General features: G+C 70.2%; 17 protein-coding genes. 15 read left to right on the top strand and 2 right to left on the bottom strand.

Features of this window, described 5'->3' with window-relative positions:
- Positions 1–45: 45 nt before the first annotated feature.
- Complete coding sequence (locus ACWPKK_RS21640) at positions 46–678, bottom strand: OmpA family protein (protein ID WP_452008303.1); 633 nt, start codon at positions 676–678, stop codon at positions 46–48.
- A 192-nt stretch (positions 679–870) separates the two neighbouring features.
- On the opposite strand from ACWPKK_RS21640, the gene ACWPKK_RS21645 reads away from it, so the two are divergent.
- From ACWPKK_RS21645 to ACWPKK_RS21670, 6 genes are all read left to right on the top strand, one after another.
- On the top strand, positions 871–1,221 hold the full coding sequence (locus ACWPKK_RS21645) for a hypothetical protein (RefSeq protein WP_452008306.1): 351 nt from the start codon (positions 871–873) through the stop codon (positions 1,219–1,221).
- A 4-nt stretch (positions 1,222–1,225) separates the two neighbouring features.
- Positions 1,226–2,401, top strand: a complete 1,176-nt coding sequence (locus tag ACWPKK_RS21650; protein WP_452008309.1) for a phospholipase — start codon at positions 1,226–1,228, stop codon at positions 2,399–2,401.
- The gene (locus tag ACWPKK_RS21655) at positions 2,382–3,188 is read left to right on the top strand and encodes an ankyrin repeat domain-containing protein (protein ID WP_452008312.1); all 807 of its coding nucleotides are present in this window, start codon (positions 2,382–2,384) and stop codon (positions 3,186–3,188) included. Before ACWPKK_RS21650 ends, ACWPKK_RS21655 begins: the two co-directional genes overlap by 20 nt.
- 135 nt (positions 3,189–3,323) lie before the next feature.
- Positions 3,324–5,837, top strand: a complete 2,514-nt coding sequence (locus tag ACWPKK_RS21660) for a cation:proton antiporter (protein ID WP_452008314.1) — start codon at positions 3,324–3,326, stop codon at positions 5,835–5,837.
- Between the two features lie 21 nt (positions 5,838–5,858).
- On the top strand, positions 5,859–6,743 hold the full coding sequence (locus tag ACWPKK_RS21665) for a DMT family transporter (protein WP_452008317.1): 885 nt from the start codon (positions 5,859–5,861) through the stop codon (positions 6,741–6,743).
- Between the two features lie 97 nt (positions 6,744–6,840).
- A complete protein-coding gene (locus tag ACWPKK_RS21670; protein ID WP_452008320.1) occupies positions 6,841–8,478 on the top strand; it encodes a GMC family oxidoreductase in 1,638 nt (545 codons plus the stop codon).
- 201 nt (positions 8,479–8,679) lie between these two features.
- Here the strand turns inward: ACWPKK_RS21670 and ACWPKK_RS21675 are convergent, their stop codons facing one another.
- Positions 8,680–10,296 carry a caspase family protein gene (locus tag ACWPKK_RS21675; protein WP_452008323.1) on the bottom strand — a complete coding sequence of 539 codons (1,617 nt, stop codon included), beginning with the start codon at positions 10,294–10,296 and terminating at the stop codon, positions 8,680–8,682.
- A 279-nt stretch (positions 10,297–10,575) separates the two neighbouring features.
- Between ACWPKK_RS21675 and ACWPKK_RS21680 the strand changes: the two genes are divergently transcribed.
- The 9 genes from ACWPKK_RS21680 (at position 10,576) to tagH (ending at position 25,306) form a co-directional block, all read left to right on the top strand.
- On the top strand, positions 10,576–11,382 hold the full coding sequence (locus ACWPKK_RS21680) for a YMGG-like glycine zipper-containing protein (protein ID WP_452008326.1): 807 nt from the start codon (positions 10,576–10,578) through the stop codon (positions 11,380–11,382).
- A gap of 92 nt (positions 11,383–11,474) precedes the next feature.
- On the top strand, positions 11,475–14,915 hold the full coding sequence (locus tag ACWPKK_RS21685) for a caspase family protein (RefSeq protein WP_452008329.1): 3,441 nt from the start codon (positions 11,475–11,477) through the stop codon (positions 14,913–14,915).
- 222 nt (positions 14,916–15,137) lie between these two features.
- Positions 15,138–16,463 (top strand): type VI secretion system protein TssL, long form, encoded by a 1,326-nt coding sequence (gene tssL, locus ACWPKK_RS21690; protein ID WP_452008331.1) that lies wholly within the window; start codon positions 15,138–15,140, stop codon positions 16,461–16,463.
- Between the two features lie 64 nt (positions 16,464–16,527).
- Positions 16,528–20,037, top strand: a complete 3,510-nt coding sequence (gene tssM, locus ACWPKK_RS21695) for a type VI secretion system membrane subunit TssM (RefSeq protein ID WP_452008333.1) — start codon at positions 16,528–16,530, stop codon at positions 20,035–20,037.
- A complete protein-coding gene (tagF, locus tag ACWPKK_RS21700) occupies positions 20,019–20,609 on the top strand; it encodes a type VI secretion system-associated protein TagF (protein ID WP_452008336.1) in 591 nt (196 codons plus the stop codon). The genes tssM and tagF overlap by 19 nt, the downstream gene beginning before the upstream one ends.
- Positions 20,609–22,672, top strand: coding sequence for a type VI secretion system Vgr family protein (locus tag ACWPKK_RS21705; protein WP_452008338.1), 2,064 nt, complete (start codon positions 20,609–20,611; stop codon positions 22,670–22,672). The genes tagF and ACWPKK_RS21705 overlap by 1 nt, the downstream gene beginning before the upstream one ends.
- A 44-nt stretch (positions 22,673–22,716) precedes the next feature.
- Positions 22,717–23,325, top strand: a complete 609-nt coding sequence (locus ACWPKK_RS21710) for a DUF4123 domain-containing protein (protein ID WP_452008341.1) — start codon at positions 22,717–22,719, stop codon at positions 23,323–23,325.
- A 24-nt stretch (positions 23,326–23,349) separates the two neighbouring features.
- Positions 23,350–23,640: a PAAR domain-containing protein gene (locus ACWPKK_RS21715; protein ID WP_149226775.1), complete on the top strand. Its 291-nt coding sequence runs from the start codon at positions 23,350–23,352 to the stop codon at positions 23,638–23,640.
- A 43-nt stretch (positions 23,641–23,683) separates the two neighbouring features.
- Positions 23,684–25,306, top strand: a complete 1,623-nt coding sequence (gene tagH, locus ACWPKK_RS21720) for a type VI secretion system-associated FHA domain protein TagH (RefSeq protein WP_452008345.1) — start codon at positions 23,684–23,686, stop codon at positions 25,304–25,306.
- The last annotated feature ends 4 nt before the right edge of the window (positions 25,307–25,310 follow it).

Here is a 25,310-nt window from a genome sequence, read left to right on the forward strand (position 1 = left end):
CCGCCGTCGCCCTGGCGCCCCGTCTCCCCGCCGTGCTGCCGGTGGTCAGGAGCCCAGATTGACGATCTCGACCCGGCGGTTGGCGTCGCTGGCCGGGTTGACGGGGTCGAGCAGTTGCTGCGACCCGCGGCCGATTGCCACCAGCCGCCCGGGCGACACGCCGAAGCTCCGGGTCAGGTAATCGCGCACCGAGGCGGCACGCCGCTTGGACAAGGCAAGATTGTAGTCGGGGTTGCCGACACCGTCGGTGTGGCCGGTCAGCTGGAAGCGGTAGGCGGCGAGATCCGGCGAGGTCAGGGCGCGGCCCAACTCGTCGAGGATGCCGGCGGCTTTCGGCGTCAGCTCCGCCGAGTTGAAGGCGAACTCCACCTGGAAACTGATCCTGGGTGTGGCCTTCGGCTTCACGGCAGCGGCGGGGGCAGCGGCGGGCGCCAGTGCCGAAGCCGGTGGGGGTGCCGCTGGTTCCGCAGCGCTACCGGTGCCGAGCGCGAGGCCGCGTGTCCTGGGCTTCTCGTCGGGCTTCTCGTCGGTCGGGGGAGCGTCCGGCCGCAGGGCCCGAATGAAGTCCTCCGTCGTGGTGGGGGCGGCGGTCGGTTCGGTGGCCGCGGCCACTCCGCCGAATGCCAGAAACAGCGCCAATCCGGCAGACACCGGCCGCAGACCCCTGACCATCCCCATTCTCACGTCCCCTATCTCCGATTCGGGCAAAGCCGGAGCCATGGTAATCGACCGCGTGTCCCGGTTCCAGGACCTGACGGCCGGTTTGTACTCTCCCAGGCCAACTCAGCCATGAAAACCCGGCGTTGCCGCTTCTCTGTCAATGATTGCACCTCTATCATACCCTGGTAACGCAATCGATCGGGGTGCACCGTGTTCGTTCTGTCGCAGGCCCAGATGGACCGGCTGGGGGAAGAGGATCTGATCCGCGCGGTGCACCGCTACCTCGCCGACCGGTTCCCGGACGCCGATCCGGTGCCGGCCGACCGCTTCCGCGAGTTCGGGCGGGACCAGCTGGCGCGGGCGGAAGGCCATGGCCTGACCACCCGTTGGCAGGCGGCCTGCTACATCGTCACCGCGGCGCTGGCCGGCGACCGGTTCGACGAGGACAGCCCGGCGGCGCGCGAGGTGCTGGCCGATCCGGCGATGACCGCCGACCAGAAGGCGGAATGGCTGACCGAGTGGGTCGACGCCATGATCGCAGCTCTGTCGCAGCGGGACTGACGCCATGCCGATCCTGTCCACGCTGACCGACATGGCCGAAAGCGCCACGGCGAAGGCCAAGGCGACCTACCAGACCCTGCGCACCGGCGGCCGTATGGCAACCGACACCGTCAAGGCCGGCCTTAAGGAGACCAGGGCGGCGGTGATGGAGGGCGACTTCAGCGGAGCGGCCAAGCGCGGCGCCAAGGCCGCCGGCCAGACGCTGACCGACGATCTCGCCAATCATTTCCGCAAGAGCACCCCGGTCCCCGCCAAGAACCCGACCATCCCCTGTTCCCAGGCGGAAATCGACGCCAAGGCCAAGCGCGTGGCCGAACGGCAGGCGCTGATCAAGGAGGCGCGCGAGAAGAAGGTCCTGCCGGAGGTGACGGAACGCTTCGCCCGCGACAACAAGGCGGTGGAGCGCGCGCGGCTGGCCGCCGACGTCTATCACCATGAGAACGGCCCGGATTCGCCCAAGACCCCGCCGCCGGGCTGGACCCGCCTGAGCGACGACCCGGCGGAACTGCGCAAATACGGCCTCGTCCCCAGCGACCTCGACCCCGGCACCGCGTCGGGATTCCGGGCGGAGCTGTATGTGGCGGACCCCAAGGTGTTCGGGTCCCCGCCGCAGGTCGTCCTGGTGCCGAAGGGAACCACCTTCACCGCCAAGGAGGACTGGGTCAACAACCTGCAGCAGGGAATCGGCCTGCGATCCGACTATTACGAGCGGGCGATCCAGGCGGCGCAGAAGGTCAAGAGCAAGGTCGGGCCGCGGCTGGAGATGGCCGGCCATTCGCTTGGCGGCGGTCTGGCGACCGCGGGCGCCGTTGTGGCCGACGTGCCCTGCACCACCTTCAACACCGCCGGGCTGAAGGACGAGACCGTCGCCGCCTTCGGCAAGTCGCGCGCCAACGGCGGCAAGGTTACCAACTATCAGGTCGACGGGGAGATGCTGACCACCGCGCAGAACCTCGTCGGGCCGATGCCGACCAGCATCGGGAAAAATGTGCCGCTGGAGGCGGTGGACGAGCACGGCAACGCCTTCCAGGGAACAGCCGCAGGCAAGAAGGGCATGGAGTATGTCAAGGGCGTCGGCGCCGATTCCGTCACCAAGCACGGCATGGCCTATCCCATCAACGCGCTGGAAAAACAGAAGCGCGCGGACGAGGGGCAGTTGCGTGCCGCGCTGCACCGGTGACGGCAATCCTGCCGCCGCAGCCCCCAAGCCCGGCATTGCCTTTCTCCGCCGGCTGTTGATCCTGTTGGCGCTGGCCGCAGCAGGCTGGACGCTCCTTCCCACCCCCTTCGCGAGGTCCGCCATGCCCGCTCTGCCGCCCGCCAGCCACTTCTTCCCCGATGCCGCCACGGCCAGGCTGGCCGACGCCGCCGGACGGGGGGACGCCGCTGCCGTGCGCCAGCTCGCCGCCGCGGGCGCCGACCCGAACGCGGGCGGAACGGAGGGAATGACGCCGCTGCTGTTCGCCATCGCCAGCAACAGCAAGCCCGGGGCGAAGGCTCTGCTGGAGGCCGGGGCCGATCCCAACCGCCGCGCCCGCGACGGGGAATCGGCGCTGACCATGGTGGCGTCGGGAACCGACACCGATTGGCTGAGGCTGCTGCTTGCCTTCGGCGGCGATCCCAACGCCCGCAACTCCATCGGCGAGCCGGTGCTGGTCAATGCCGGCCTGCGCCGCAACGCCGATGCCGTCCGCATCCTGCTGGATGCCGGTGCCGACATCGAGGCGACCGACGAGAGCGGCAGCACGGTGACGCTGGTGCTGGCCCGCATGAACCAGTTCCACGTCGTGGCCTATCTGCTGGGACGGAACGCCGACGCTCTGCACCGCTCGCCGGTATCGGAGGATGCGGCGGCCGACTACATCTTCCACTCCGCACTCGACCCGTCCTCGCCGCTTTCGGACTGGCAGCGGCGCTGCCGGCAGTATCTGCAGTCGCGTGGGATCGCGGCACCGCCGCCGCGGTGACCATCCTGCCCCAACGGTAGAAGGGGCTAGCCGTCCGGGACCATTTTTGCTGCAGGACTCCGTGGTTCCCGGTCTTGCTCCGGCCACAGTGCGGCGATACCGTGCAGCCCACGCCGCAGCCGTCCCCGTGGGAACATGCACGACATCGTCATTCAAGTCCTCGGCGTTGCCGGGCTTCTCGCCCTCGTCAGCTTCCTGCCGCCGCTGGCCGCCCGCTTCCAAGTGCCCTACACGGTGCTGCTGGCGGGCGTCGGCGTGGCGCTGGGCGCAGTGATCCAGACCTTCGCCGGCCCGGGCAAGGACCCGTTCCACGATTTCCTGAATTCGCTGGCCGAGCTGGACATCTCGTCGGACGTGCTGCTGCACGTCTTCCTGCCGATCCTGCTGTTCGAAACGGCGCTGGCGGTCGATGTGCGGCGGCTGTTCGACGATCTGGGGCCGATCCTGCTGATGGCGGTGGTGGCGGTGTTCGTCTGCACCTTCGCCGTCGGCTACGCCGTCAGCCTGTTCACCTCGCTGGGGCTGGTCGCCTGCCTTCTGTTGGGGGCCATCGTCGCCTCCACCGATCCGGCGGCGGTCATCGGCATCTTCCGCGACCTCGGCGCGCCACGGCGGCTGACCACGCTGGTCGAGGGCGAGAGCCTGCTGAACGACGCCGCGGCCATCGCGCTGTTCACCCTGCTGCTGGAGATGCTGACGCGCACCTCCCATGGCGGGGCGGGGGCGGCGGCGCTGGACTTCCTGCGCGACTTCGCCGGCGGCGTCGTCACCGGCTACATCTGCGGCCGCATCGTCTGCATGCTGGTGGAGCCGATGCGCAACCAGCCGATGGCGGAGATCACGCTGACGGTGGCGCTGGCCTACCTGTCCTATGTGATGGCGGAGCATTATGTCGGCTCGTCGGGCGTGGTGGCGGTGGTGGCCTCGGCCCTGGTCATCGGGTCGGTCGGACGCACCCGCATCTCCCCCGCCACCTGGGGCGCCATGGAACATGTCTGGCAGCAGCTGGGCTTCTGGGCGAACTCCCTGATCTTCCTGCTGACCGCTATCCTGGTGCCGCGCCTGATGGCCGATGCCGGTTGGGCGGAGGTCGGGCTGGTCCTGGTGGTGGTCGCCGCCGCCTTCGCGGCGCGGGCGGTCGTGCTGTTCGGCCTGCTGCCGGTGCTGTCCTGGGCCGGTCTGGCGCAGAAGGTCAGCAATTCCTACAAGACCGTGATGTTGTGGGGCGGGCTGCGCGGGGCGGTGTCGCTGACGCTGGCGTTGGCGGTGACCGAGAATTTCCGCGTGCCGGACCGCGTCCAGAGCTTCGTCGCGGTGATGGTCACCGGCTTCGTCTTCGTCACCCTGTTCGTCAACGGCACCACGCTGCGCTGGCTGATCCGCGTGCTGAAGCTGGACGAACTGACGCCGGTGGAGCGTGCCATGCGCAACCGGGCGCTGGCGCTGTCCACCGACAGCATTCGCGACCGCGTCGCCGCCGTCGCCCAGACCTATGAGGTCGACGGCGCCGTCAAGGACGTGATGATCTCCCGCTACGAGGAGCGTCTGAAGAAGATCGACCAGGACAGTCGGGACGAGGCGAAGCTGACCGACGAGGACCGCATCACCATCGGTCTCGTCATCCTGGTGAACCGCGAGGAAGAGCTCTATTACGCCCATTTCTCCGAAGGCGTGGTGTCGCGCGCGGTGATGGAGATGCTGGCCGGGCGCAGCGGCCGGCTGCTGGACGCCGTCAAGGCCCAGGGCCGCAACGGCTACCGCGCCTTCGAGGAGCCTTTCATCGCCTTCTCGCCCTGGATGCGGGGGGCCAGCTGGCTGCAGCGCCGCTTCGGCATCCACCGGCCGCTGGCCCGGCGCCTGTCGATGCGGTTCGAGGTGCTGGTCGCCGTGCGCACCGTCCTGCGCGAGTTGCTGGCCTTCACCCGCGACCGGCTGGCCCGCGTGCTGGGGCAGGAGGTGGCGTTCGAGCTGGAAGGCATGCTGGTCGGCCGGCTGGGCATCGTCGAGCAGGCGCTGTCCGCCCTGAAGCTGCAGTATCCCGACTATGCCGTGGTGCTGCAGAGCCGCTACGTCGGCCGCGCCGCCCTGCGGCTGGAGCATGCCGACTACCGGACCCTGTACGCCGAATCGATCATCAGCCAGGAGGTGCTGACCGACCTGGAGCGCGACCTGGAGCAGCGCCGCCGGGTGCTGGAACGGCTGCCGAAGCTGGATGTCCGCTTCGACGTGGCGGAACTGGTGCGCCGGGTGCCGCTGTTCGCCGATCTGCCGGCCGAACGGGTGACGACCATCGCCACGCTGCTGCGGGCGCAGCTGGCCCTGCCGGGCGAGACCATCGTGCGCAAGGGCGAGCGCGGCGACGCCATGTTCTTCATCGCGTCCGGCGCGGTCGAGGTGCTGGTGCCCAATCTGGCGGAGCCGGTGAAGCTGGGCACCGGCGACTTCTTCGGCGAGATGGCGCTGCTGACCCGACAGCGGCGCAATGCAGACGTGCGGGCGCTCGGCTATTGCCAATTGCTGGTGTTGGATGAGAAGGATTTCCGCCGGCTGGTGCAGAAGGACGCGGATCTGCGATCCCACATCCAGGCGGTCGCCGAGGCGCGCCGGCAGCCGACCCAGTCGTCCCCGGCCGTCCCGGCGGTGAGCTGACCGCAGGGGAAGGGGTTTTTCATGAGCGAGACCGCGACGGGCGGCGGCCAGACCTGGCTGCGCCTGATGCCGGGTCTTTTCGTGCTGCTGTGGAGCACCGGCTTCATCGGGGCGAAATACGGGCTTCCCTATGCGGAGCCGCTGACCTTCCTGCTGATCCGGCTGGGCCTGGTCGCCGTCGTGCTGGCGCTGGTGGCGCTGGCGAGCCGGGCACCCTGGCCGAAGGACTGGGCGACGGCCGGGCGGATCGCGCTGGCCGGGCTGCTGGTGCACGGCGTCTATCTCAGCGGGGTCTTCCTCGCCATCGCCCATGGGCTGCCGGCCGGCGTCACGGCGCTGGTCGTCGGCATCCAGCCGCTGCTGACCGCCGCGCTGTCCGGCCCGCTGCTGGGCGAGCGGGTGAGCGGCCGGCAATGGGGCGGCCTGCTGCTGGGCCTTGCCGGCGTCGGGCTGGTGGTGCGGGAGAAGCTGTCGATCGATGTGGAGCATCTGATCGGCATCGGCTATGCCGTCGCGGCGCTGGTCGGCATCACGCTGGGCACGCTCTACCAGAAGCGCCATGGCGGTGGGATGGACCTGCGCAGCGGCACCGCGATCCAGTATGCCGCCACGGCGCTGGTGCTGGCCGTCGCGGCGCCGCTGACCGAAACCATGCAGGTGCAATGGACGGGGGAGTTCCTGTTCGCCCTGCTATGGCTCAGCTTCGTGCTGTCGGTCGGCGCCATCTTCCTGCTGTTCGCCCTGATCCGCCGCGGGGCCGCGGCCAAGGTCGCCAGCCTGTTCTACCTGACCCCGCCGGTCACGGCGCTGATCGCCTGGGTCCTGTTCGGCGAGAAGCTGGGCGTCGTGGCGCTGGCCGGCATGGCGGTGGCGGTCTGCGGCGTGGCGCTGGTCAACCGGAAGTGAGCGAAAGAGCCAAGCGCCGCAAGATTTTTCTGGATCGTCCGGTGGGGCAGCAATCTAATATGTCTGACAAATCGATAAATCCCCCGGGAGGGAAGCGATGGCGGACATGCTCGATTTCGGCAGCTTCGACTACATCATCGCCGGCGGCGGCACGGCCGGCTGCGTGCTGGCCAACCGGCTGTCGGCCGATCCGGACGTCTCGGTCCTGCTGCTGGAGGCGGGTGGCAAGGACAGCTGGGTTTGGCTGCACATCCCCGCCGGCTACCTGTTCTGCATCGGCAACCCGCGCACCGACTGGTGCTTCAAGACGGAGGCGGAGGCCGGGCTGAACGGCCGCAGCATCCATTATGCCCGCGGCAAGGTGCTGGGCGGCTGTTCGTCGATCAACGGCATGATCGCCATGCGCGGGCAGGCGCGCGATTACGACGAATGGGCCGCCATCACCGGGGACGACCGCTGGAGTTGGAAGGAGGTTCTGCCGGTCTTCAAGGGCAGCGAGGATTACTGGCGCGGCGCCGACGAGATGCATGGCGTCGGCGGCGAATGGCGGGTGGAGCGGCAGCGGCTGCGCTGGGACCTGCTCGACCGCTTCGCCGAGGCGGCGCAGCAGGCCGGCATCCCACGCTCCGACGACTTCAACCGCGGCGACAATTTCGGCGTCGGCAGCTTCGAGGTGAACCAGAAGGGCGGCATCCGCTGGAGCGCGGCCAAGGCCTTCCTGCGCCCGGCGCTCGACCGGCCGAACCTGAAACTCGCCATCGAGGCGGCCATCGACAAAGTGGAAATCGCCGACGGCCGCGTCACCGGCGTCCGCTTCACCGTCAAGGGCGAACCGGCGCGGGCGACTTCAAGGATCGAGACGGTGCTGGCCGCAGGGTCCATCGGCAGCCCGGCGATCCTCCAGCGCTCCGGCATCGGCCCGGCGGAGCATCTGAAGGCGCTCGGGATTCCCGTGGTGCTGGACGCGCCCGACGTCGGCGCCAACCTGCAGGACCATCTGCAGCTGCGGATGATCTACAAGGTCGATGGGGTGCTGACGCTGAACAAGCGGGCCGGCAGCCTGTTCGGCAAGGCAATGATGGGGCTGGAGTATGCGCTGTTCCGCAAGGGGCCGCTGACCATGGCGCCCAGCCAGCTCGGCGTCTTCGCCAAATCCTCGGCGGAGATGGAGACGGCCGACCTGGAATACCATGTCCAGCCGCTGTCGCTGGAGAAGTTCGGCGATCCGCTGCACGGCTTCCCGGCCTTCACCGCCAGCGTCTGCGACCTGCGCCCGGCCTCGCGCGGCTGGACGCGGATCACCGCGGCCGACCATCGCGAGAACCCGGCCATCGCCCCCTGCTACCTGTCCGATCCGGCCGACCGGGCGAAGGCGGCAAAGGCGCTGGCGCTGACCCGCCGCATCGTCGCGCAGCCGGCGCTCGCCCCCTACCATCCGCAGGAATACAAGCCCGGCCCCAGCTTCCAGACGGAGGAGGAGCTGGCGAATGCGGCGGGCGACATCGGCACCACCATCTTCCATCCCGTCGGCACCTGCCGGATGGGCGGCAGGGACGACGCCACCGCCGTGACGGATGCAGAGATGCGGGTGCGCGGGGTGCGCGGCCTGCGGGTGATCGACGCGTCGGTGATGCCGACCCTGACCTCCGGCAACACCAACACGCCGACGGTGATGATCGCCGAGCGCGGCGCCGCCCTGATGCGGGCGGACCGCCGCGCGGCGTCGCGGGGGTGATGGAACCGGGTCAACGTAGCGGCATTCTAGCGGCGACGTTTCGTACCGAATGCCCTTCTCCCCTTGTGGGAGAAGGGTTGGGATGAGGGGGGGCGGCCGTAGGCCGTTGGAATAATTAGGTTTGCAACCCCTCACCCCAACCCCTCTCCCACAAGGGGAGAGGGGCTTTCGCAACTGACCGGATCCTGTCGCATTTTCAAGTCACCGCGCGGTGCTGTAGACGCCGTGGATGCCGAATTCCACCGGCTGGCCGGTCAGGTGGCGGGTCAGCAGGGTGGCGACCTCCGCGGCGGCCGGCTTGCCGTCGAGCGCGGCGAGGTCCCGCTGCAGCGCCGTCATCGGCTTGGGCGAAGCGATGGCGAGGAAATGGTCGGCGCCGAAGGGCGGCTCCACCGTCAGCGCCAGCCGGTAGGGGCCGCCCTTGGGGATCTGTGCCGGGTCGTTGCGCTCCGCCAGCGGGTAGAGGTAGTTGACCGTCCCGTCGGCGGCGAGGTTGATCAGGGTGAAATAAGTCCCGCTGTTGGCGCGGATGTCGAGCGAGACCGTCTCTCCCTGCCGGTAGTTGCGGTCGCCCGGTTCCAGAGCCAGGGCCAGCGAGCGATCCTGCGCCGCCGCTTTCACCCGCACCACCAGCGACCATTTGTCGACCACCCCCTGCACCCGCCGCCGGGTTTCCGGGGACATCGGGTCGCCGGCGATGCTGGCCAGCACGTCGCCCATCGAGCTGACCACCTCGCCGGTGGCGCTGTCCCAGACCAGGGCGGGATCGTTCTTGCCGGCGACCTCGATGCCGGAAAGGCCGGCGGCCAGGGTCTTCACCGCCGCCGGCTTGCCCAGGATGCGCAGTGGGATCGGGCCGGCCGCGGGCAGCAGGGACGGCGGCTTCGGCTTGGTGGCGACCGGGTCGATCAGCGGAAGCTCGCCACGGCCGCGCGGCTGGACCTGCGGATGCTGCTTGCCTTCCAGGGCCATGCGGACGGCGCCGCGGATGTGCGTCTCCAACTCGCCCTTGGTGACGATGCCGTCGCCGTCGCGGTCGGCCTGCCCGCGCAACGCATTGGCGAAGGCCCAGCTGAGCGCGCCGCGCGGCTTGCGGTCGATCATCACCTCGGGCGCCAATTCATGTTCGGCGACGGCGGCGAAGAAGGTGACGTTCGGTTGGTCGTCCGCCTCCGCCTGCAGGGCAGCGCGGGTGGGCGGGGGCAGGGCGTCGTCCTCGATGCGGTCGACCAGCGCCCCGCCGATCGTCGCCGCCCGCGTGCCGAGCATGCCGGCGCGGTCGTCGAAGCCGCGGGTCATCGTGCCGGAATGGCAGGAATCGGAGACGAAGATCACCCGGCGCGGGGCGGCTTCCTTCAGCAGAATGGCGATCTCGTCGTCGGTCAGGCGCTGGGCGGTGCCGGGACCGCGCGGGGCGAAGTCCGCCAGCACCAGGAACTCGTCCATGCCGTCGACCTCGCTGCCGCGTACGCGTTCCGGTTGCTGCGCGCCGTGGCCGGCGAAGGTCAGCACCAGGGTCGAGTCGGGGGAAGTTTCGGCGATCAACTCCCGCCACGCGGCGATGATCCGGCTGCGTTCCGCCTCGCCGTCGATGAACAGGCGCAGTTTCCTGACGCCAAGGCCCTTCAGCGCGGTGCTGATGTCGCGTGCGTCGTTGACGGCGCCCTGCAATGGGTTGATCTGCGTGTAGCGGTCGATTCCGATCACAAGCGCCGCGATTTCAGCCCGTGCCGGGCTCGCAGCCGCCGTCAGGACCATTCCGGCGACAAGACCGCCCGTCAGGCCGGCTCCCAGACCGGCAAGAGCCCCTGTGGCCATCCGGCGCCGCATTCTTCCAAACATCATATCCCCCCAGCTCCGAACATCATACCTCTCCCGGGCAGCCGTGCCCCAAAGGCTACAGGCTGGAAAATTGCATAAAAGGCCGCACGAATTGGTAGTAATGCCCTCTTCCGTTACAGTTGTTGCTGTGGCAGCGTGGCGGCGGGTCCTGATCGGCGACGGGGTGCGCCCACTGTGGGGGTGGTGCGGACGGCCCGGAGTTCTGGATCTGATCGAAATATGTCTTGAACAGAAAAGCAAACGGGAATCCAGGTCATGCGAAGCAACCGTGCCAAGGCAAGCCTCGTCTCACTCACCATCGTCGCCATGGCGCTCAGCGGCTGCGTGACCACGCAGACGGATCGCATCGGCGCCAATGATGGCAGCGACGCCTGCTACCAGTACCGCGTCGCGCTCGATTCGACCGGCAACTACTATGCCGAGGACATGCTGAAGGGCGCCGCCATCGGCGCCGGCGTGGGCGCGCTGTCCGGCGCGATCGTCGGCGGCAACGTGAAGAGCGCGCTGATCGGCGCCGCCGCGGGTGCTGCGCTGGGCACGCTGGGCGGCTATTGGAATTCCAAGTCGCAGCAGGGCCGCGACCAGGCGATCCTGGGCGTGATGACCGACCTGGATACCGAGAACCAGAACCTGAGCCGCACCCAGGTCGCTCTTGACCAGCTGGTGAACTGCCGCCGCGCCGAGATCGCGCGCGTCAAGGCCGACTACAAGGCCAAGCGCATCGGCAAGCCGGAGGCCGAGCAGCGTCTGGCGCTGATCCGCGGCCAGCTGGACAAGGATTACGCCATCGCCAGCAGCATCAACCAGAACATCGTCAAGCGCCGTGACGAGTATCTGATCGCCGCCGACAACATCGAGCCGGGTTCGGCCGAGAAGATCCGCACCAAGACCGCGGTCAAGGCCCAGACCAAGAAGAAGCCGGCGAAGCAGACGGCCACCACCCAGGCCGCCCAGGTGGTCGAGCGCACCAACACCGCCTTCGAGACGTCGGAGCGCATCAACGCCACCACCAGCAGCATCCAGCAGATCGCCCAGAAGGAAGCGACGCTGGACGCCGCCTGATCGGCGCTGTCCGATGACCTGACCGGCGGCGGTCTTTCGCAGAGGATGCGCGGGACCGCCGCCGGACGACACCAGTGCAAGCGGAACGGATGATGGCCGGCTGTCTCTCTCGCCTGAACGCGCGCCTGCGGCGCGGCGCTCTTCCCGTGGTCCTACTGGGCGCGCTCATCTGCGGTGTGGCGGGGTCCTTCGCGGCACGGCCGGTGCTGGCGGGCGACGCGTCCACGGGGGCGTTCCTGCGGATCGAGACCGGCGGCCACACCGCCCGCGTCAACCGGCTGGCAGGCGACGCGCAGGGCCGGCTGATCGCCACCGTTTCCAACGACAAGTCCCTGCGCCTGTGGGCGCGCGACGGCGGGGAGCCGTTGGGCGTCCTGCGCGTGCCGATGGAGGCGGGGGACGAGGGCGCGCTCTATGCCGTGGCCCTGTCGGCCGACGGGTCGCTGGCGGTCGCCGCCGGCAACACCGGGTCGAGTTGGGGCGACGGCGTCACGCTCTACCTGTTCGACGTCAAGGCGCAGCGGCTGAAGGCCCGGCTTCCGGGACAGCCGCAGGTGCTGAACGATCTCGCCTTCTCGCCCGACGGGCGCTTCGTCGCCGGGGCCTTCGGCGGCACCGCCGGCATCCGGGTGTGGGACAGCGCCAGCTTCAAGCTGGTCGCCGAGGACACCGCCTATGAAGCGCGGGTGTCGGCGCTCGCCTTCGCGCCCGACGGGCGGCTCGCCACCGCGTCCTTCGACGGCAACGTCCGTCTCTACGACACCGCCTTCAAGCCGAAGGCCAAGCGCAAGCCGGGCAAGGGCATGCCCTATTCGGTCGCCTTCTCGCCGGACGGTGCGTTGCTGGCCGTCGGCTATGCCGATCAGGCGCAGGTCGACGTGCTGGCCGCCGCCGACCTGAAGACGCGCCACAGCGCCAAGGCCACCGGCGTCACCGGCGGCAGCTTCGCCGCAGTCGCCTGGGACGGCACGGCGCTGGTCGCCGCCGGCACCGCCACGGTGGACGGCAAGCGCAACGTGGTGCGGCGCTGGGCCGATGCCGGCAAGGGGGCCTACACCGATACGCCCGCCGCGCGTGATTCCGTGACCCATCTGCTGGCCCTGCAGGGCGGCGGGGTCGCATTCGCCGCCGCCGATCCGGGATGGGGCGTGATCGACCCCGCCGGCCGGCTGCAGTTCGCCCGCATGGGCGACGTCGCCGACTACCGGGACATCCATCTCGGCCGCTTCGGCCTGTCCGACGACGGTCTGGTGCTGGAATTCGGCATGGAGCAGGCCGGCCAGCGGCCGATGCGCTTCGACGTGCTGGCCCGCAGCCTGACCCCGGCGCCGGACGCGCTGCCCGGTTTCGCACGGCCGGTGGGGGAAGGTCCGGGGATCGGCGTTTCCGACTGGCGCAACACCCGCACGCCCAAGGTCAACGGCCAGCCGGTGAAGCTGGACAGCGGCGAATGGGCGCGCAGCGTCACGGTCCTGGGCAAGCAGCGCCGGGTCCTTCTGGGCGGGGAGTTCAGCCTGCGCCTGCTCGATTCCGCCGGGGCCGAGCTTGCCCGCGCCGAGGTGCCGGCCGCCGTGTGGGGCGTCGTCGCGTCGGCCGACGGGCGTGTCGCCGTGGCGGCGCTGGGCGACGGCACGCTGCGCTGGTACGCGCTGTCCGGAGGATCCCGTCCGCTGGAGGAACTGGCGGCGCTGTTCCCGCACCGCGACGGCCGCCGCTGGGTCCTGTGGACGCCGGAGGCCTTCTTCGACCATTCCGAAAGCGGCGGCGAGACCCTGGTCGGCTTCCACCTGAACGACCCGAAGAAGAAGGGCAGCCAGTGGGTCGAGTTCAAGCAGGTCTACCGCGTCTTCAATGCCCCCGAACTGGTGCGCGCCAAGCTGCAGCAGACCGGTCAGGCGGAGATCGCCGCGCGGCTGTCCGCCATCGGCGACATCCGCCTGCTGACCCAGCGCCGCCCGCAGGTGACCCTGCTGGACTACTGCACCGTGCCCGCCGCCAGCCGTGGGCTGGCGCTCGGCACCGGCGCGACGGACGCCGCGGCTGCAGCTCCGGCGGCAGCGTCCACTTCCGCTCCCGCTCCCGCTCCTGCGGCGCCTGTCGGCGCCACCACGGTTCCCACGCCCGCCGAAACCTGCCAACCGCTCGACATGACGCCGGTCAGCCGTGCCTTCGCGCGCGCCAAGGAGCCGGCGCCCACCCCACAAGCGGCAGCGGCGAAGCCGGCACCGCAGGCGGTGCCCCAGGCGATTGCCAAGCCCGCGCCGCAGGGACCGGAGCTGGACATCGCGGCGGAGGAGCCTCGCCTGTCGGTCACGCTGCCCGAGGGGGTCGGGTCGGTGCGGCTGCGCTACCGGCTGGCCGACACCGGCGGCGGCATCGGCTCGGTCGACCTTTTCCGCAACGGCCGCAACGTCAGCGGCCAGGACAAGTCCCGCGCCTTCGCCCGTGCCAAGGAGCCGGCGCCCGCCGCGCAGCCGACCCCGCAGCCCGCCGTTCAGGCCCAGCCTGCGGCCGGTGCCACGCCGGCGGACGCCAACAAGGACCAGACCCCGCCGCCGGAGGAGCGCGTCAGCACCGTCCGCCTTGATCCCGGCAGCAACCGGGTGCAGATCCGCGCCTATAATGGTACGGACGCGATCTATGAACGCTCGCCGCTGGTCGATTTCGTGCTGCCCAAGCCGGCGGTGACGGCGGACGCGGCAACGGCAGGCGGCAAGACGGCCGATGGCGTGACGGAGCGCGCCGCTCCGGCCAAGCCGCGGCTGATCACCTTCGTCGTCGGCATCGACAAGTACCGGCCGGAGGGCACGCAGCTGCGCTTCGCCCGCGCCGACGCCTCCTCCTTCGCCGAGGCGGTGAGCGGCCGGGTTCCCGCCGGTTACGACCGGGAGCAGTCGCTGGCTCTGTCGAAGGCGCTCTATGACGAGCAGGCGAGCCGCGACGCCGTGATCGCCGGGCTGGAGGAGCTCGCCGCCAACGCGAGGGAAGAGGACACCGTCGTCCTCTATCTGGCCGGCCATGGCGTGATCGTGCCGTCGCCGAAGGATCCGTCGGTCAAGCTCTACCACTTCATCACGCAGAACGTGACCGCCGCCACCCCGCAGGCGATCAGCGAGCAGGGGCTGTCGGAGAAGGAGCTGAACCGGCTGGTCAGCGCCATTTCCGCCCGCAACGTGCTGGTGATGCTCGACACCTGCCATTCGGGCGCGGTGTCGGCGGGCACCGTCGACAAGCTGTACCAGGACATGGGGCAGCGCTACCTGCTAGCCGCGTCGTCGGAGCAGGAGGAGGCGCTGGACAGCTATGACGGCCGCAACGGCATCTTCGCCCATGCGGTGCTGGAAGGGCTGAAGGGCAAGGCCCTGCTGCCGGGGGACGAGGCGATCTACAACCTGACGCTCGGCCAGTATGTGAACCGCGCGGTGCCGCGTCTGGCGCGCGAGAAGAAGTGGAGCCAGTCCGCAATCTTCAAGACCGGCGGCAACGAACTGAACCCCTTCCCGCTGGCGGCACCGCAGCCCGGTCAACCCTGAGCGGGCACCCGGCCGGGGCGGGCGCGGCGGCCCGACCATCCGCCGCGCCTACCCCGAATTCGCCGGCTAGAAATGGCTAGATAAAGTTCGGTTAGTTCGTTCACAGTGTTTGCAAAACAGGGGCCGGACCGCTTTCGGGACGGCGCGCGGATTGGGGTGGACATGCAAGGCGGCGATCAGTTTGGCGGCATGCCCGGACCGGAAACGGAACGTACGGTCCTGATGCCGACGCCGGGGGGCCGGCGCGCATCCGGTACGCCCGGTGGCGGGGAACCGCCCGCCGCGGCGCGGGTGGAGGCCGTCGGCGTTCCGGGACCGGCGCTGGCCGGCATCTTCGCCGCCCGCTCGCCGCTTGCCGCCGCCGCCTCGCCGGTGCTGCTGCTGGCGGCGCGGCTGAACGACGTGACCGGTGTTCCGGATCTGGAATCGCTGCGCCAGCGCGTGATCTCGGCCCTGCGCGACTTCCAGCATTGGGTGACGAAGTCCGGCATGGACGCGGCGACGCAGGCGACCGCGCATTACGCGCTCTGCGCCCTGATCGACGACATCGTGCTGAATTCGCAATGGGGCAGCCAGAGTTCCTGGACGCGCCAGAACGTCACCAGCATGTTCCACAAGAACGTTGTCGGCGGCGACCAGTTCTATGAACGGCTCGCCTCCGCCCGGCAGGATCCGGGCAAATACGGCGACCTGCTGGAACTGATGTATCTCTGCCTGTCGCTGGGCTTCCGCGGCCGTTACCGCGTCGCCGGGCGCCAGGACAGCGAGCATGCCCGCATCCGCGAGGACGTCTACAACATCCTGGTCAAGCATCGCGGCTACGCCGACCGCATCCTCTGCCCGAACGCGGCGGCACTGGCGGTGGACTATCGTCCGCCGCGCAGTTCGCTGCCGGTCTGGGTGGCCGGGGCCGGCACGGCGCTGTTCCTGCTGTTGCTGTTCCTGGGCTTGAGCTTCCTGCTGAACGGCGCGTCGGACCGGCTGTTCGCCGGCATGGGCGGCCTGCCGCCGCATGGCGGCGTGGTGATCGAGGCGCCGGTCCCGGTCAAGCTGGCGGAAGCCGTCCCGCCGCCGCCGCAGATCGCCCCGCCGCCGCCGCCGCAGACCACCCAGGTCCAGCGCGTGCGCAAGTTCCTGGAGCCGGAGATCGCCGAGGGGCTGGTCGAGGTGACGGAGGACGCGCTGTCGATCACCGTGCGCATGCGCGGCAGCAACCTGTTCGCCAGCGGCAGCGCCGGCCTGAACGACAAGGTGCGGGGATCGGTGCTGCGCGTCGGCCGCGCGGTGGCGGAGGAGCCGGGCGCGGTGCTGATCACCGGCCACACCGACAATGTGCCGATGACCGGCGGCGGGCGCCTGCGCTTCCCGTCGAACTGGCACCTGTCGAAGGCCCGCGCCGAATCCGTGATGGCGGAGTTCGACCCGCTCTTCGCCGACAAGTCCCGCCTGAAGGCGGAGGGCAAGGCCGATACCGAGCCGGTGGCGTCCAACGACACGCCCGAGGGCCGGGCGGCGAACCGCCGGATCGACATCATCCTCAAGAAGTGAGCGGAGCCACCCCGCACAGGGGCGGTGCCAGCGGCAGCATAAGATCAGGGACAGGGGTATCGGAATGAGTCGGCTGACCGCCATCTTGCTCTCCCGCGCAGTGCTGGGCTTCATCGGGGCGGCCATCGCGGCGGCGCTGATCGCGCTGCTGGCGCCGTTGGCCGGGCTGGAGATGCCCTGGCTGGCCGTGGCCGCCGCCGTACCCTTCCCGATCCTGGCCGTCGTGCTGATCCTGCTGAAACGCCGCGACGCCAAGGCCGAGGAGCGGATGACGGCGGAGCTGACCGGCGGCAGCGACGCGGCCCGCATGGCGGCGATGGACCAGGCCGACGAGGTCGCAGGCCTGCGCAAGACCTTCGCCGACTCCCTCGCCCTGCTGAAGGCCGGCCGCAAGCAGCGGGGCCTGGGCGACGGTTATCTCTACAGCACCCCCTGGTACGTCATCATCGGCCCGCCGGGCGCCGGCAAGACCACGGCGCTGCTGAAGAGCGGCCTGAACTTCCCGCTGGCCGAACAGACCGGGGCCAAGCCGCTGAAGGGCGTCGGCGGCACCCGCCAGTGCGACTGGTGGTTCGCCGACGAGGCCATCTTCCTCGACACCGCCGGCCGCTACACCACCCAGGACAGCCACGAGGCGGTCGACCAGACCGGTTGGGGCGCCTTCCTGAAGCTGTTGAAGGACGCGCGGTCGCGCCAGCCGATCAACGGCGTGCTGGTGGCGATGGCGGTTCCCGACCTCGCCGCCGCCGGGCCGGAGGAGCGGGCGCAGCATGCCGCCGCCATCCGCCGCCGCCTGCGCGAGCTGTACGAGACCCTGAAGATCAAGGCGCCCGTCTATCTGCTGCTGACCAAGGCCGACCTGATCGCCGGCTTCAACGAGTTCTTCCACGACCTGAACCGGGACGAGCGCCGGCAGATCGTCGGCGTCACCCTGCCGGCGGCCGAAAGCGAGTTGGGCGATGCCGGCATGGCGACGCTGGGCAGCGAGCTGGACGGCATCGCCGGCCGGCTGTCCGCCCGCGCCGTCGACCGCATCCAGCAGGAGCATGCGCAGGAGCGCCGCGGCGCCATCTTCGCCTTCCCCTCGCAGCTGGCCTCGCTGAAGGAGCCGCTGCTCGACTTCGTGTCCGCCGCCTTCAAGGCCAACCGGTATGAGCCGGCACTGCGGCTGCGCGGCATCTATTTCACCAGCGGCACCCAGGAAGGCACGCAGATCGACCGGCTCATCGGCGGGCTGGCCGAGAGCTTCGGCCTGCCGGCGGCGCCCTTCCGCGGCGGTGCCGTCGCCGCCGGGCAGCAGCGCAGCTATTTCCTCGGCGGGCTGCTGAACGATCTGGTGTTCCGCGAGGCCAATCTGGTCGGTTTCGACCCGGCGGCGGAGCGTCGGCGCATCTGGGTTCCGCGCATCGCCTACAGCCTGTTCGGGCTGGTCACCGTCGCCGCCACCGCCGCCTGGGTCGCCGGCTATCTCGGCAATGCCGGGCTGATCGACCGCGAACAGCAGGCGGTCGACGCCTATCGCCCGAAGGCGGAGGCGCTGGCCGCCGGCACCGTCGCCGACGACGACATCCGCCGCGTGCTGCCCGTGCTGAACGAATTGCGCGCCCTGCCGGCCGGCCACGAAACGCTGGCGCTGAAGCAGAAGCTGGCGCTCGATTTCGGGCTCTACCAGGGCGACAAGCTGGAGGAGGCCGGCGACGCGCTGTACCGCCGCGCGGTCAACGGGCTGCTGGTGCCGCGCCTGCTGGTTCGGGTGCAGCGCGACCTGCGCGACCGTCTGGTCGCCGACGACGCCCCGGCGGTGGAGGCGCTGCTGCGGCTTTACCTGACGCTGGGCGGCGCCGGGCCGGTCAACGGCGAGGAGGTGAAGGCCTGGACCGCCGGCTGGCTGCGCCGCGTCTCGCCCCCGCCGGGCGAGGACGAGACCAAGGCGCTGCTCGGCCACATCGACGCCGGGCTCGGCGCGCCGGCCGGGCTGCCGAAGGTCAATCTGGACGCCGAGCTGATCCGTCAGTCGCGCGAGGTTCTGGCCCGGACGCCGCTGGCCGCCCGCGTCTATGCCGCCGTCCGCGACGGCGAGGCTGCGCGCAAGCTGCAGGAATGGCGCCCGACCGAACAGGCCGGGCCGGAAGGCGACCGGGTGTTCCGCCGCTCCTCCGGCGCGCGGTTCAGCGACGGCATTCCGGGCTTCTACACGCAGCAGGGCTTCACCGGCGTGATGCTGCCGGCTCTGCCCGGTGCGGCGCGGTCGGTGCGCGACCTCAGCTGGCTGCTCGGCCCCCCGCGTGGGGAAGAGGCCGGGCCGGAGCTGGAGACGGCGGCGCTGACCCTGTACCTGCGCGACTATGCCGGCCGCTGGGACGCTCTGCTGAACGACATCACCCTGGTGCCGGCGGCCAACCCGCAGGCGCTGGGCGAAGAGGTCAACATCCTTTCCGGCCGCAGCTCTCCCCTGCAGAAGCTGCTGGCGGCGGTGGCGAACGAGACGACGCTGCAGCGCGTGCCTGAGGCGCCGGCCGGCGCCTCTCCGGCGGTGGCGGCCGTGGCCGCGGCGGTCGCCGACAGCGGCATCGCCAAGCTGGTCACCCAGATGGTGGACGACCGGTTCCGCCCGCTGAACGACTTCACCCGCAACAGCGGCAATGCCCGGCTGGAGGAGCTGCTGCGCCAGCTGGAAGGCGTGCATGCCGTGCTGGCGCGGCTGTCGCTGGGCTCCGGCAGTGGGCAGAAGCTGTTCGATCTGGCGGCCAACGGCGGCGGCGAGGTGTTCCAGAAGCTCGCCACCGACGTGGCCTACTACCCGCAGCCGGTCCGCCGCTGGACCGAGGAGCTGGTGGAACAGGGCACCGCGCGGACGCTGAGCGGCGCGCGGTCGCAGATCAACGCCGAATGGCAGAGCACGGTGCTGCCCTGGTGCCGCCGTGCGCTCGACAACCGCTATCCCTTCGTGAAGGGTGCGTCGGCCGATGTCGGCATGGATGATTTCGCCCGGCTGTTCGCGCCCGGCGGGCTGATCGACGCCTTCTTCGCCAACCGGCTGCGCCCCTTCGTCGACACGACGAAGGAGCCCTGGCGCTGGCAGCCGTCGGCCGCCGACCTCGGCATTCCGTCCTCGGTGCTGCCGGCCTTCCAGCATGCGGCAATGATCCGCGACGCCTTCTTCCCCGACGGCGGCCGGGTGCCCTCGCTGCGCTTCGAGCTGCGCCCGACCTATCTCGGCGCCGGGGTGGAGCAGGTGGATCTGGACATCGACGGCCAGCGCATGACCTTCGCCCGCAACGCCACGCTGGCGCAGGGGCTGCAATGGCCGAAGCCGGGCGGGGCGGGCGACCTGCGCGTCACCTTCACCGGCCAGCCGACCGAGCCGCCTGAGATGACCCAGCGCACCGGCAGCTGGGCGTGGTTCCGCACGCTGGACGCCAACCGGGGCCGCAAGGGCTCCGTGCCCGACCGCATCCCGTTGAGCTTCGGCGCCGCCGGCAAGTCGGCCAGCTTCGACGTGCGGATGACCAGCGCGGTCAATCCCTTCTCGATCCGCGATCTCAAGGACTTCCGATGCCCGGACAGTCTCTGATGGGAGATGCGGGCTGTTTCGGGAAGCTGCCGGCGCGGGGCGATTTCCTGCTGCGCGGATTGCCCCGCAGCTTCGCCGATCCGTGGCACGACTGGCTGCTCGACGGGTTGCAGGCCAGCCGCGCGACGCTGGGCGAGGGGTGGATGGACCGCTACCTCAACGCGCCGATCTGGCGCTTCACGCTGGAGGCCGGGGGCTGCGGGCCGCAGGCCGCAGCCGGCGTGATGATGCCCAGCGTCGACAAGGCCGGGCGGCAGTTCCCGCTGGCGCTGGTCGCCCTGTTCGCGCCCGGCCGGACCGCCGCCGGGGCCGAAAATGACGTCGCATGGTTCGAGGCGGCGGAGGAACTTGCGCTGTCCGTCCTGACCCACACGCTGGACGTGGAGGCCTTCGTCGGCTCCGTCGCCGCCCTGTCGGTTCCGCAGTTGTCCGATGCGGCGCCGTCCACCGGCGCCCGCTGGTGGACGCTGGGCGGGGAGGGCGTGGCGGAGCAGGGCTTCACCACCGCCGGCCTGCCGCCGGCGGCATCCTTCGTCGATTTCCTGACCGGCCGTGCCAAGGAGGAGGCGTGATGCAGTTCACGCAGGACGACCGCCTGCTGTCGCTGGAAACGCCGGCCGGCCCCGACGTGCTGCTGGTGGAGCGGGTGCAGGGGCGCGAGGCGCTGTCCAGCCCCTTCCTCTACCGCATCGACGCGCTCGGCCCCATCGAACCGCTGGCGGCCGAGACCATCGTCGGCAACAGCGTCAACATCGGCTTCCGCCAATTGGACGGCGAGCGCCACTATGTCAACGGCATCGCGCGCTCGCTGGGCGTCGGTGTGCCGGTGGGGCGCGACCAGCGCTATTACACCATCGAGGTGGTGCCCTGGCTGTCGCTGTTGTCCTACACCAGCGATTGCCGCATCTTCCACAGCCTGGGCGGCGGCGGCCCGATGGCGGTGCCGAAGATCGTCGAGACGATCTTCCAGGAATTCGGCTTCTCCAACTTCGAATTTCGCAGCCTGAGCGGCACTTACCAGCCGCGGGAATACTGCGTCCAGTATAACGAAACCTATTTCGACTTCATCAGCCGCCTGCTGGAAGAAGAGGGCATCTATTACTACTTCGCGCATGAGCGCGACCGGCACAAGCTGATCCTGTCGGACAGCGCCGCCGGCTATGCCAAGCTGTCGCCGGCAACCCTGCGATTCAACCCCAGCGGCCAGTATGCCGACCAGATCGAGCGCTGGGAGCGGGTCTATTCCATCGCGTCGGGCCGCTGGGCGACCAAGGACTACGACTTCCAGGCTCCGCGCACGGCGCTGGACAGCGGCGAGGCGTCGGTCGCCAAGGTGCCGGTTTCGACCAAGTACGAGCTGTTCGAATATCCCGGCCGCTATGCCACGCGCGACGCCGGATCGGCGCTCGCCCGCCGCCGGATGGAGACGGAGGAACGCGGGCTGGAGGGGGTGCGCGGCGTCGGTGCCTGCCGCAGCCTGCATCCCGGCCTGACCTTCGCCCTGACCGACCATCCGACGGCCGCGGAGAACAACCAGCCCGTCGTGGTGGCGGAACTGGAGTTCGACGCCTGCAACGAGGGCTTCCTGCCCGGCGACAAGCGCAAGGCCTCCTACGGCAACAGCTTCCGCGCCCTGCCGGCGAAGGCGGTGGTGCGGCCGGCGCGGCGCACGCCGAAGCCGTCGGTGCGCGGCATCCAGACCGCCTTCGTGGTCGGCCCGGCGGGGGAGGAGATCTACACTGACAAGTTCGGCCGGATCATGGTGCAGTTCCATTGGGACCGACGCGGCCGGTCGGACGAGAAAAGCTCCTGCTGGATCCGGGTGGCGCAGAGCTGGGCCGGGCACCAGTGGGGCATGCAGACGGTGCCGCGCATCGGCATGGAGGTGCTGGTCGATTTCGTCGACGGCGACCCCGACCGGCCGATGGTGATCGGCGTGGTCAACAACGCCGACGCGCTGCCGACCTACGCCCTGCCCGAACACAAGACGCGCTCCGGCATCAAGACGCGCAGCTCGCCCGGCGGGCGCGGCTTCAACGAAATCCGGTTCGAGGACAAGGCGGGCAAGGAGCAGGTCTTCGTCCATGCCCAGCGCGACTACGACCTGCGCATCGGCCATGACAGCCGCACCTCGGTGGCGTCCGGCCAGCATGTGAACGTCGCCGGCGGTCTGTGGGAGTGGGTGGGCAAGAACCACCACGCCACGGTGGACGGCGACCATGTGGAGTCCATCGGCGGCGGGGTGTCGCGTACGGTGGGCGTCGACCTGCACGACAAGATCGGCACCAACTATGCCGTCAATGCCGGGGCGAACCTGTGCCTGGAGGCCGGCGCCTCGCTGACGCTGAAGGTCGGCGGCAACTTCATAACGCTGAGCCCGGCCGGCATCGCCATGAACGGCACCATGGTGCTGATCAACAGCGGCGGCGCGGCCAACGGGCTGAGCGCCTCGCCGGCCAAGCCGGCCAAGCCGTCGCCGGCCGACAAGGACAAGGGCGGGACGATCCCGGCCCCGCCGAAGGCGAAGCTGCCGCGCCCGGCGCAAAGTCACACCCCGAAGACCGCGGCCCAGGCCATGGTGATGCGCAGCGCCGCCGCGTCCAACACGCCGCTGTGCGAGATCTGCCAGACATGAACCAAGGCACGAACCCGGGCATGAATTCAGGCACAGGCAGGGCGATGACGGAGCTTTCCCCCCGCCGGTCCCCGCAGGAGGTGGTCGCCCGCCTTGCCCATCACCTGTGGCCTCAAGGGGGGCAGCAAGGGGAGACCGGCGGCCTCTACATGATCGTCGACGCCGCGCGCGACCCCGGCCTCTATCCCGGCCTGCTGGCGCGGGAGGAGGAGGCCGACATGCGCTCCCTCTACCAGGGCGACACGGCGACCGAACTGGCGGAGGTGGCGCCCTATCTGGTGCGGCTGACGCGCGGCAGCGCCATCGCCGACTGGCTGGTGGGGGAGGGCTGGGGCCGCGGCTGGGGCGTCCTGGTGCTGGCCGGCGACGACATCGACGCGGTGCGCCGCCATTTCCGCAAATTCACCATCGTCAACGGCGAGGGCGGGGCGACCTACCTGTTCCGTTTCTACGATCCGGCGGTGCTGGGCAGCTTCCTGCCGATCAGCGACGAGGCCCAGCGCGCCGCATTGTTCGGCCCCGGCATCCGGTTCATGATGGAGGATGCGGGCGCCGACGCGCTCGTCCTGTTCGAATCGGTGAACGGCGACCTGCGCCGCGTCGAAATCCCGCTGCGGACGACCCCTGGCGCCGACGCGCCCCGAATCCGCTGATCCGAAGGCCGGAGGAGACCGCCCATGCCGCCCGCCGCCCGCCTGACCGACATGCACACCTGCCCGATGACGACCGGCCCGGTCCCGCATGTCGGCGGCCCGATCGTCAGCCCCGGTGTGCCGGCGGTCCTGATCGAGTTCCTGCCGGCCGCGGTGGTGACGGACATGTGCGTCTGCGTCGGCCCGCCCGACGTGATCGTGAAGGGGTCGGCGACGGTGATCGTCGGCGGGCGGCCCGCGGCACGGCTGGGCGACCAGACCGCCCATGGCGGGGTGATCGTGACCGGGGCGCCGACGGTCGTGATCGGCGGCTGACCGCCGGTCGAGAGGGATTGGGCAGCGGGGTGGAGAGCGTGGAATGCTGAGGCTGAGGATCGTTTCGGACCATCGGGCGTCGCTGGGCGGCAATGCCGAGAAGACGCTGCATGGCGGCGACCTCACCGTCGGGCGCGGGGTCGAGAATGGCTGGATCCTTCCAGACCCGGACCTGCTGCTGTCGCGCCAGCACTGCGTCTTCGAAAAGACCGGGGCCGGGTACCGGGTGATCGACACCAGCACCAACGGCGTCTTCCTCAACGGCTCCGACCGGCCGCTCGGCCGCAGCGTCCCGGCGGACCTCAGGTCGGGCGACCGCGTGCGCATCGGCCGCTTCATCATCGAGGCGACGGTGGAGACGCTGTCCGCCCCCAGCTTTACCGAGATCTCCGGCGCCTTTCGGCTGGGCGCGGACAGCTCGCCCGATCCCTTCGCCCCGCCGCCGGCCCCTGCCGCGGCACCGGACCAGTTCGACGAACTGTTCGCCGACCCTGCGGCCCGTTCTGCCGAACACCGGCCCTTCGAACACCAGCCGCTGCGGTCGGAAGAGGCGCCTTTCGATGCCTGGACCGCCTCCAGCAGCGGTGCCGCCGTGCGCGAGCGGGCGGAGGACTGGCGGTTCGGCACCGTGGACGACCATTCCGACCCGCTGAACCAGTCGCTGTCGATCGGCGTCTCCTACCAGCCGCCAGCCGCCGCACCGCAGCCGTCGGGCGGCGGCATCCCCGACGATTGGGACGACGACCTCCTCGGCACGCTGCAGCCGGCGGCACCGGCCTTTCCGGACCCGGCCTTCCCCGTCGCGGCGAAGACGGCCCAGCCGTTGCCGGAAGATTGGAACATCGACGAGACGCTGCCCGATCCGGCGGCCGATCCGCTGCCGGCGGAGCCCGCGCCGGTCGCCCGGGCGGCCGAGCCGATTCCGCTGCCCGACGACTCCGTCATCGTTCCCCAGGCCGCGTTCCATGCCGCGCCTCATGTCGTGCCGGCTCCGCCGCCCGTGCCGGTCGCACCCGTAGCGGCTTCCGTTCCCGTCGCCGCGCCCGCCGTCGATGCGGGTGCCGCCGTCGCCGCCTTCTATGAGGGGTTCGGCGCAACGCTGCCGACGGATGGGCTGCCGGACCCGAACGCGATGATGCGCAGCCTGGGCGAAGCGTTGCGCGTCAGCCTGGGCGCGCTGCATGCCTCTCTGCGGGCGCGCTCCCGCTTCAAGGACGAGTTCCATCTGGATCAGACCAGTTTCCGCCCGGCGGGGGAGAACCCGCTGAAGCGCTGCGAGACGCTGGACGAGGCGGTGTCGGTTCTGGCCAACCCGCGCCTGCGCGGCTTCCTGCCGATGGCCGACGCGGTGCGCGAAGCGGCGAGCGACGTGCAGGTCCACCACCTCGCCTATGCCGCGGCGCTGCAGACCGCGCTGAAGCAGGTGGTCGCCAAGTTCGATCCCGGCGCGCTCAGCCAACGTCTGGAGACGCGGCTTCTCGACAGTATCGTCCCGGCGGCACGCAAGGCGCGCTACTGGGACCAGTACGAGACGCTCTACAAGGATCTGGTGGTCGAGCTGGAAGAGGATTTCGACCGGGTGATCGGCGACGCCATCGCCCGCGAATACGACCGCTTCGTGCGTGGTGACTCCGGCGGTGCCCCAGAGGGTGGAAAGCCCGACTGATCCG

The organism is Azospirillum largimobile, from assembly GCF_977007025.2.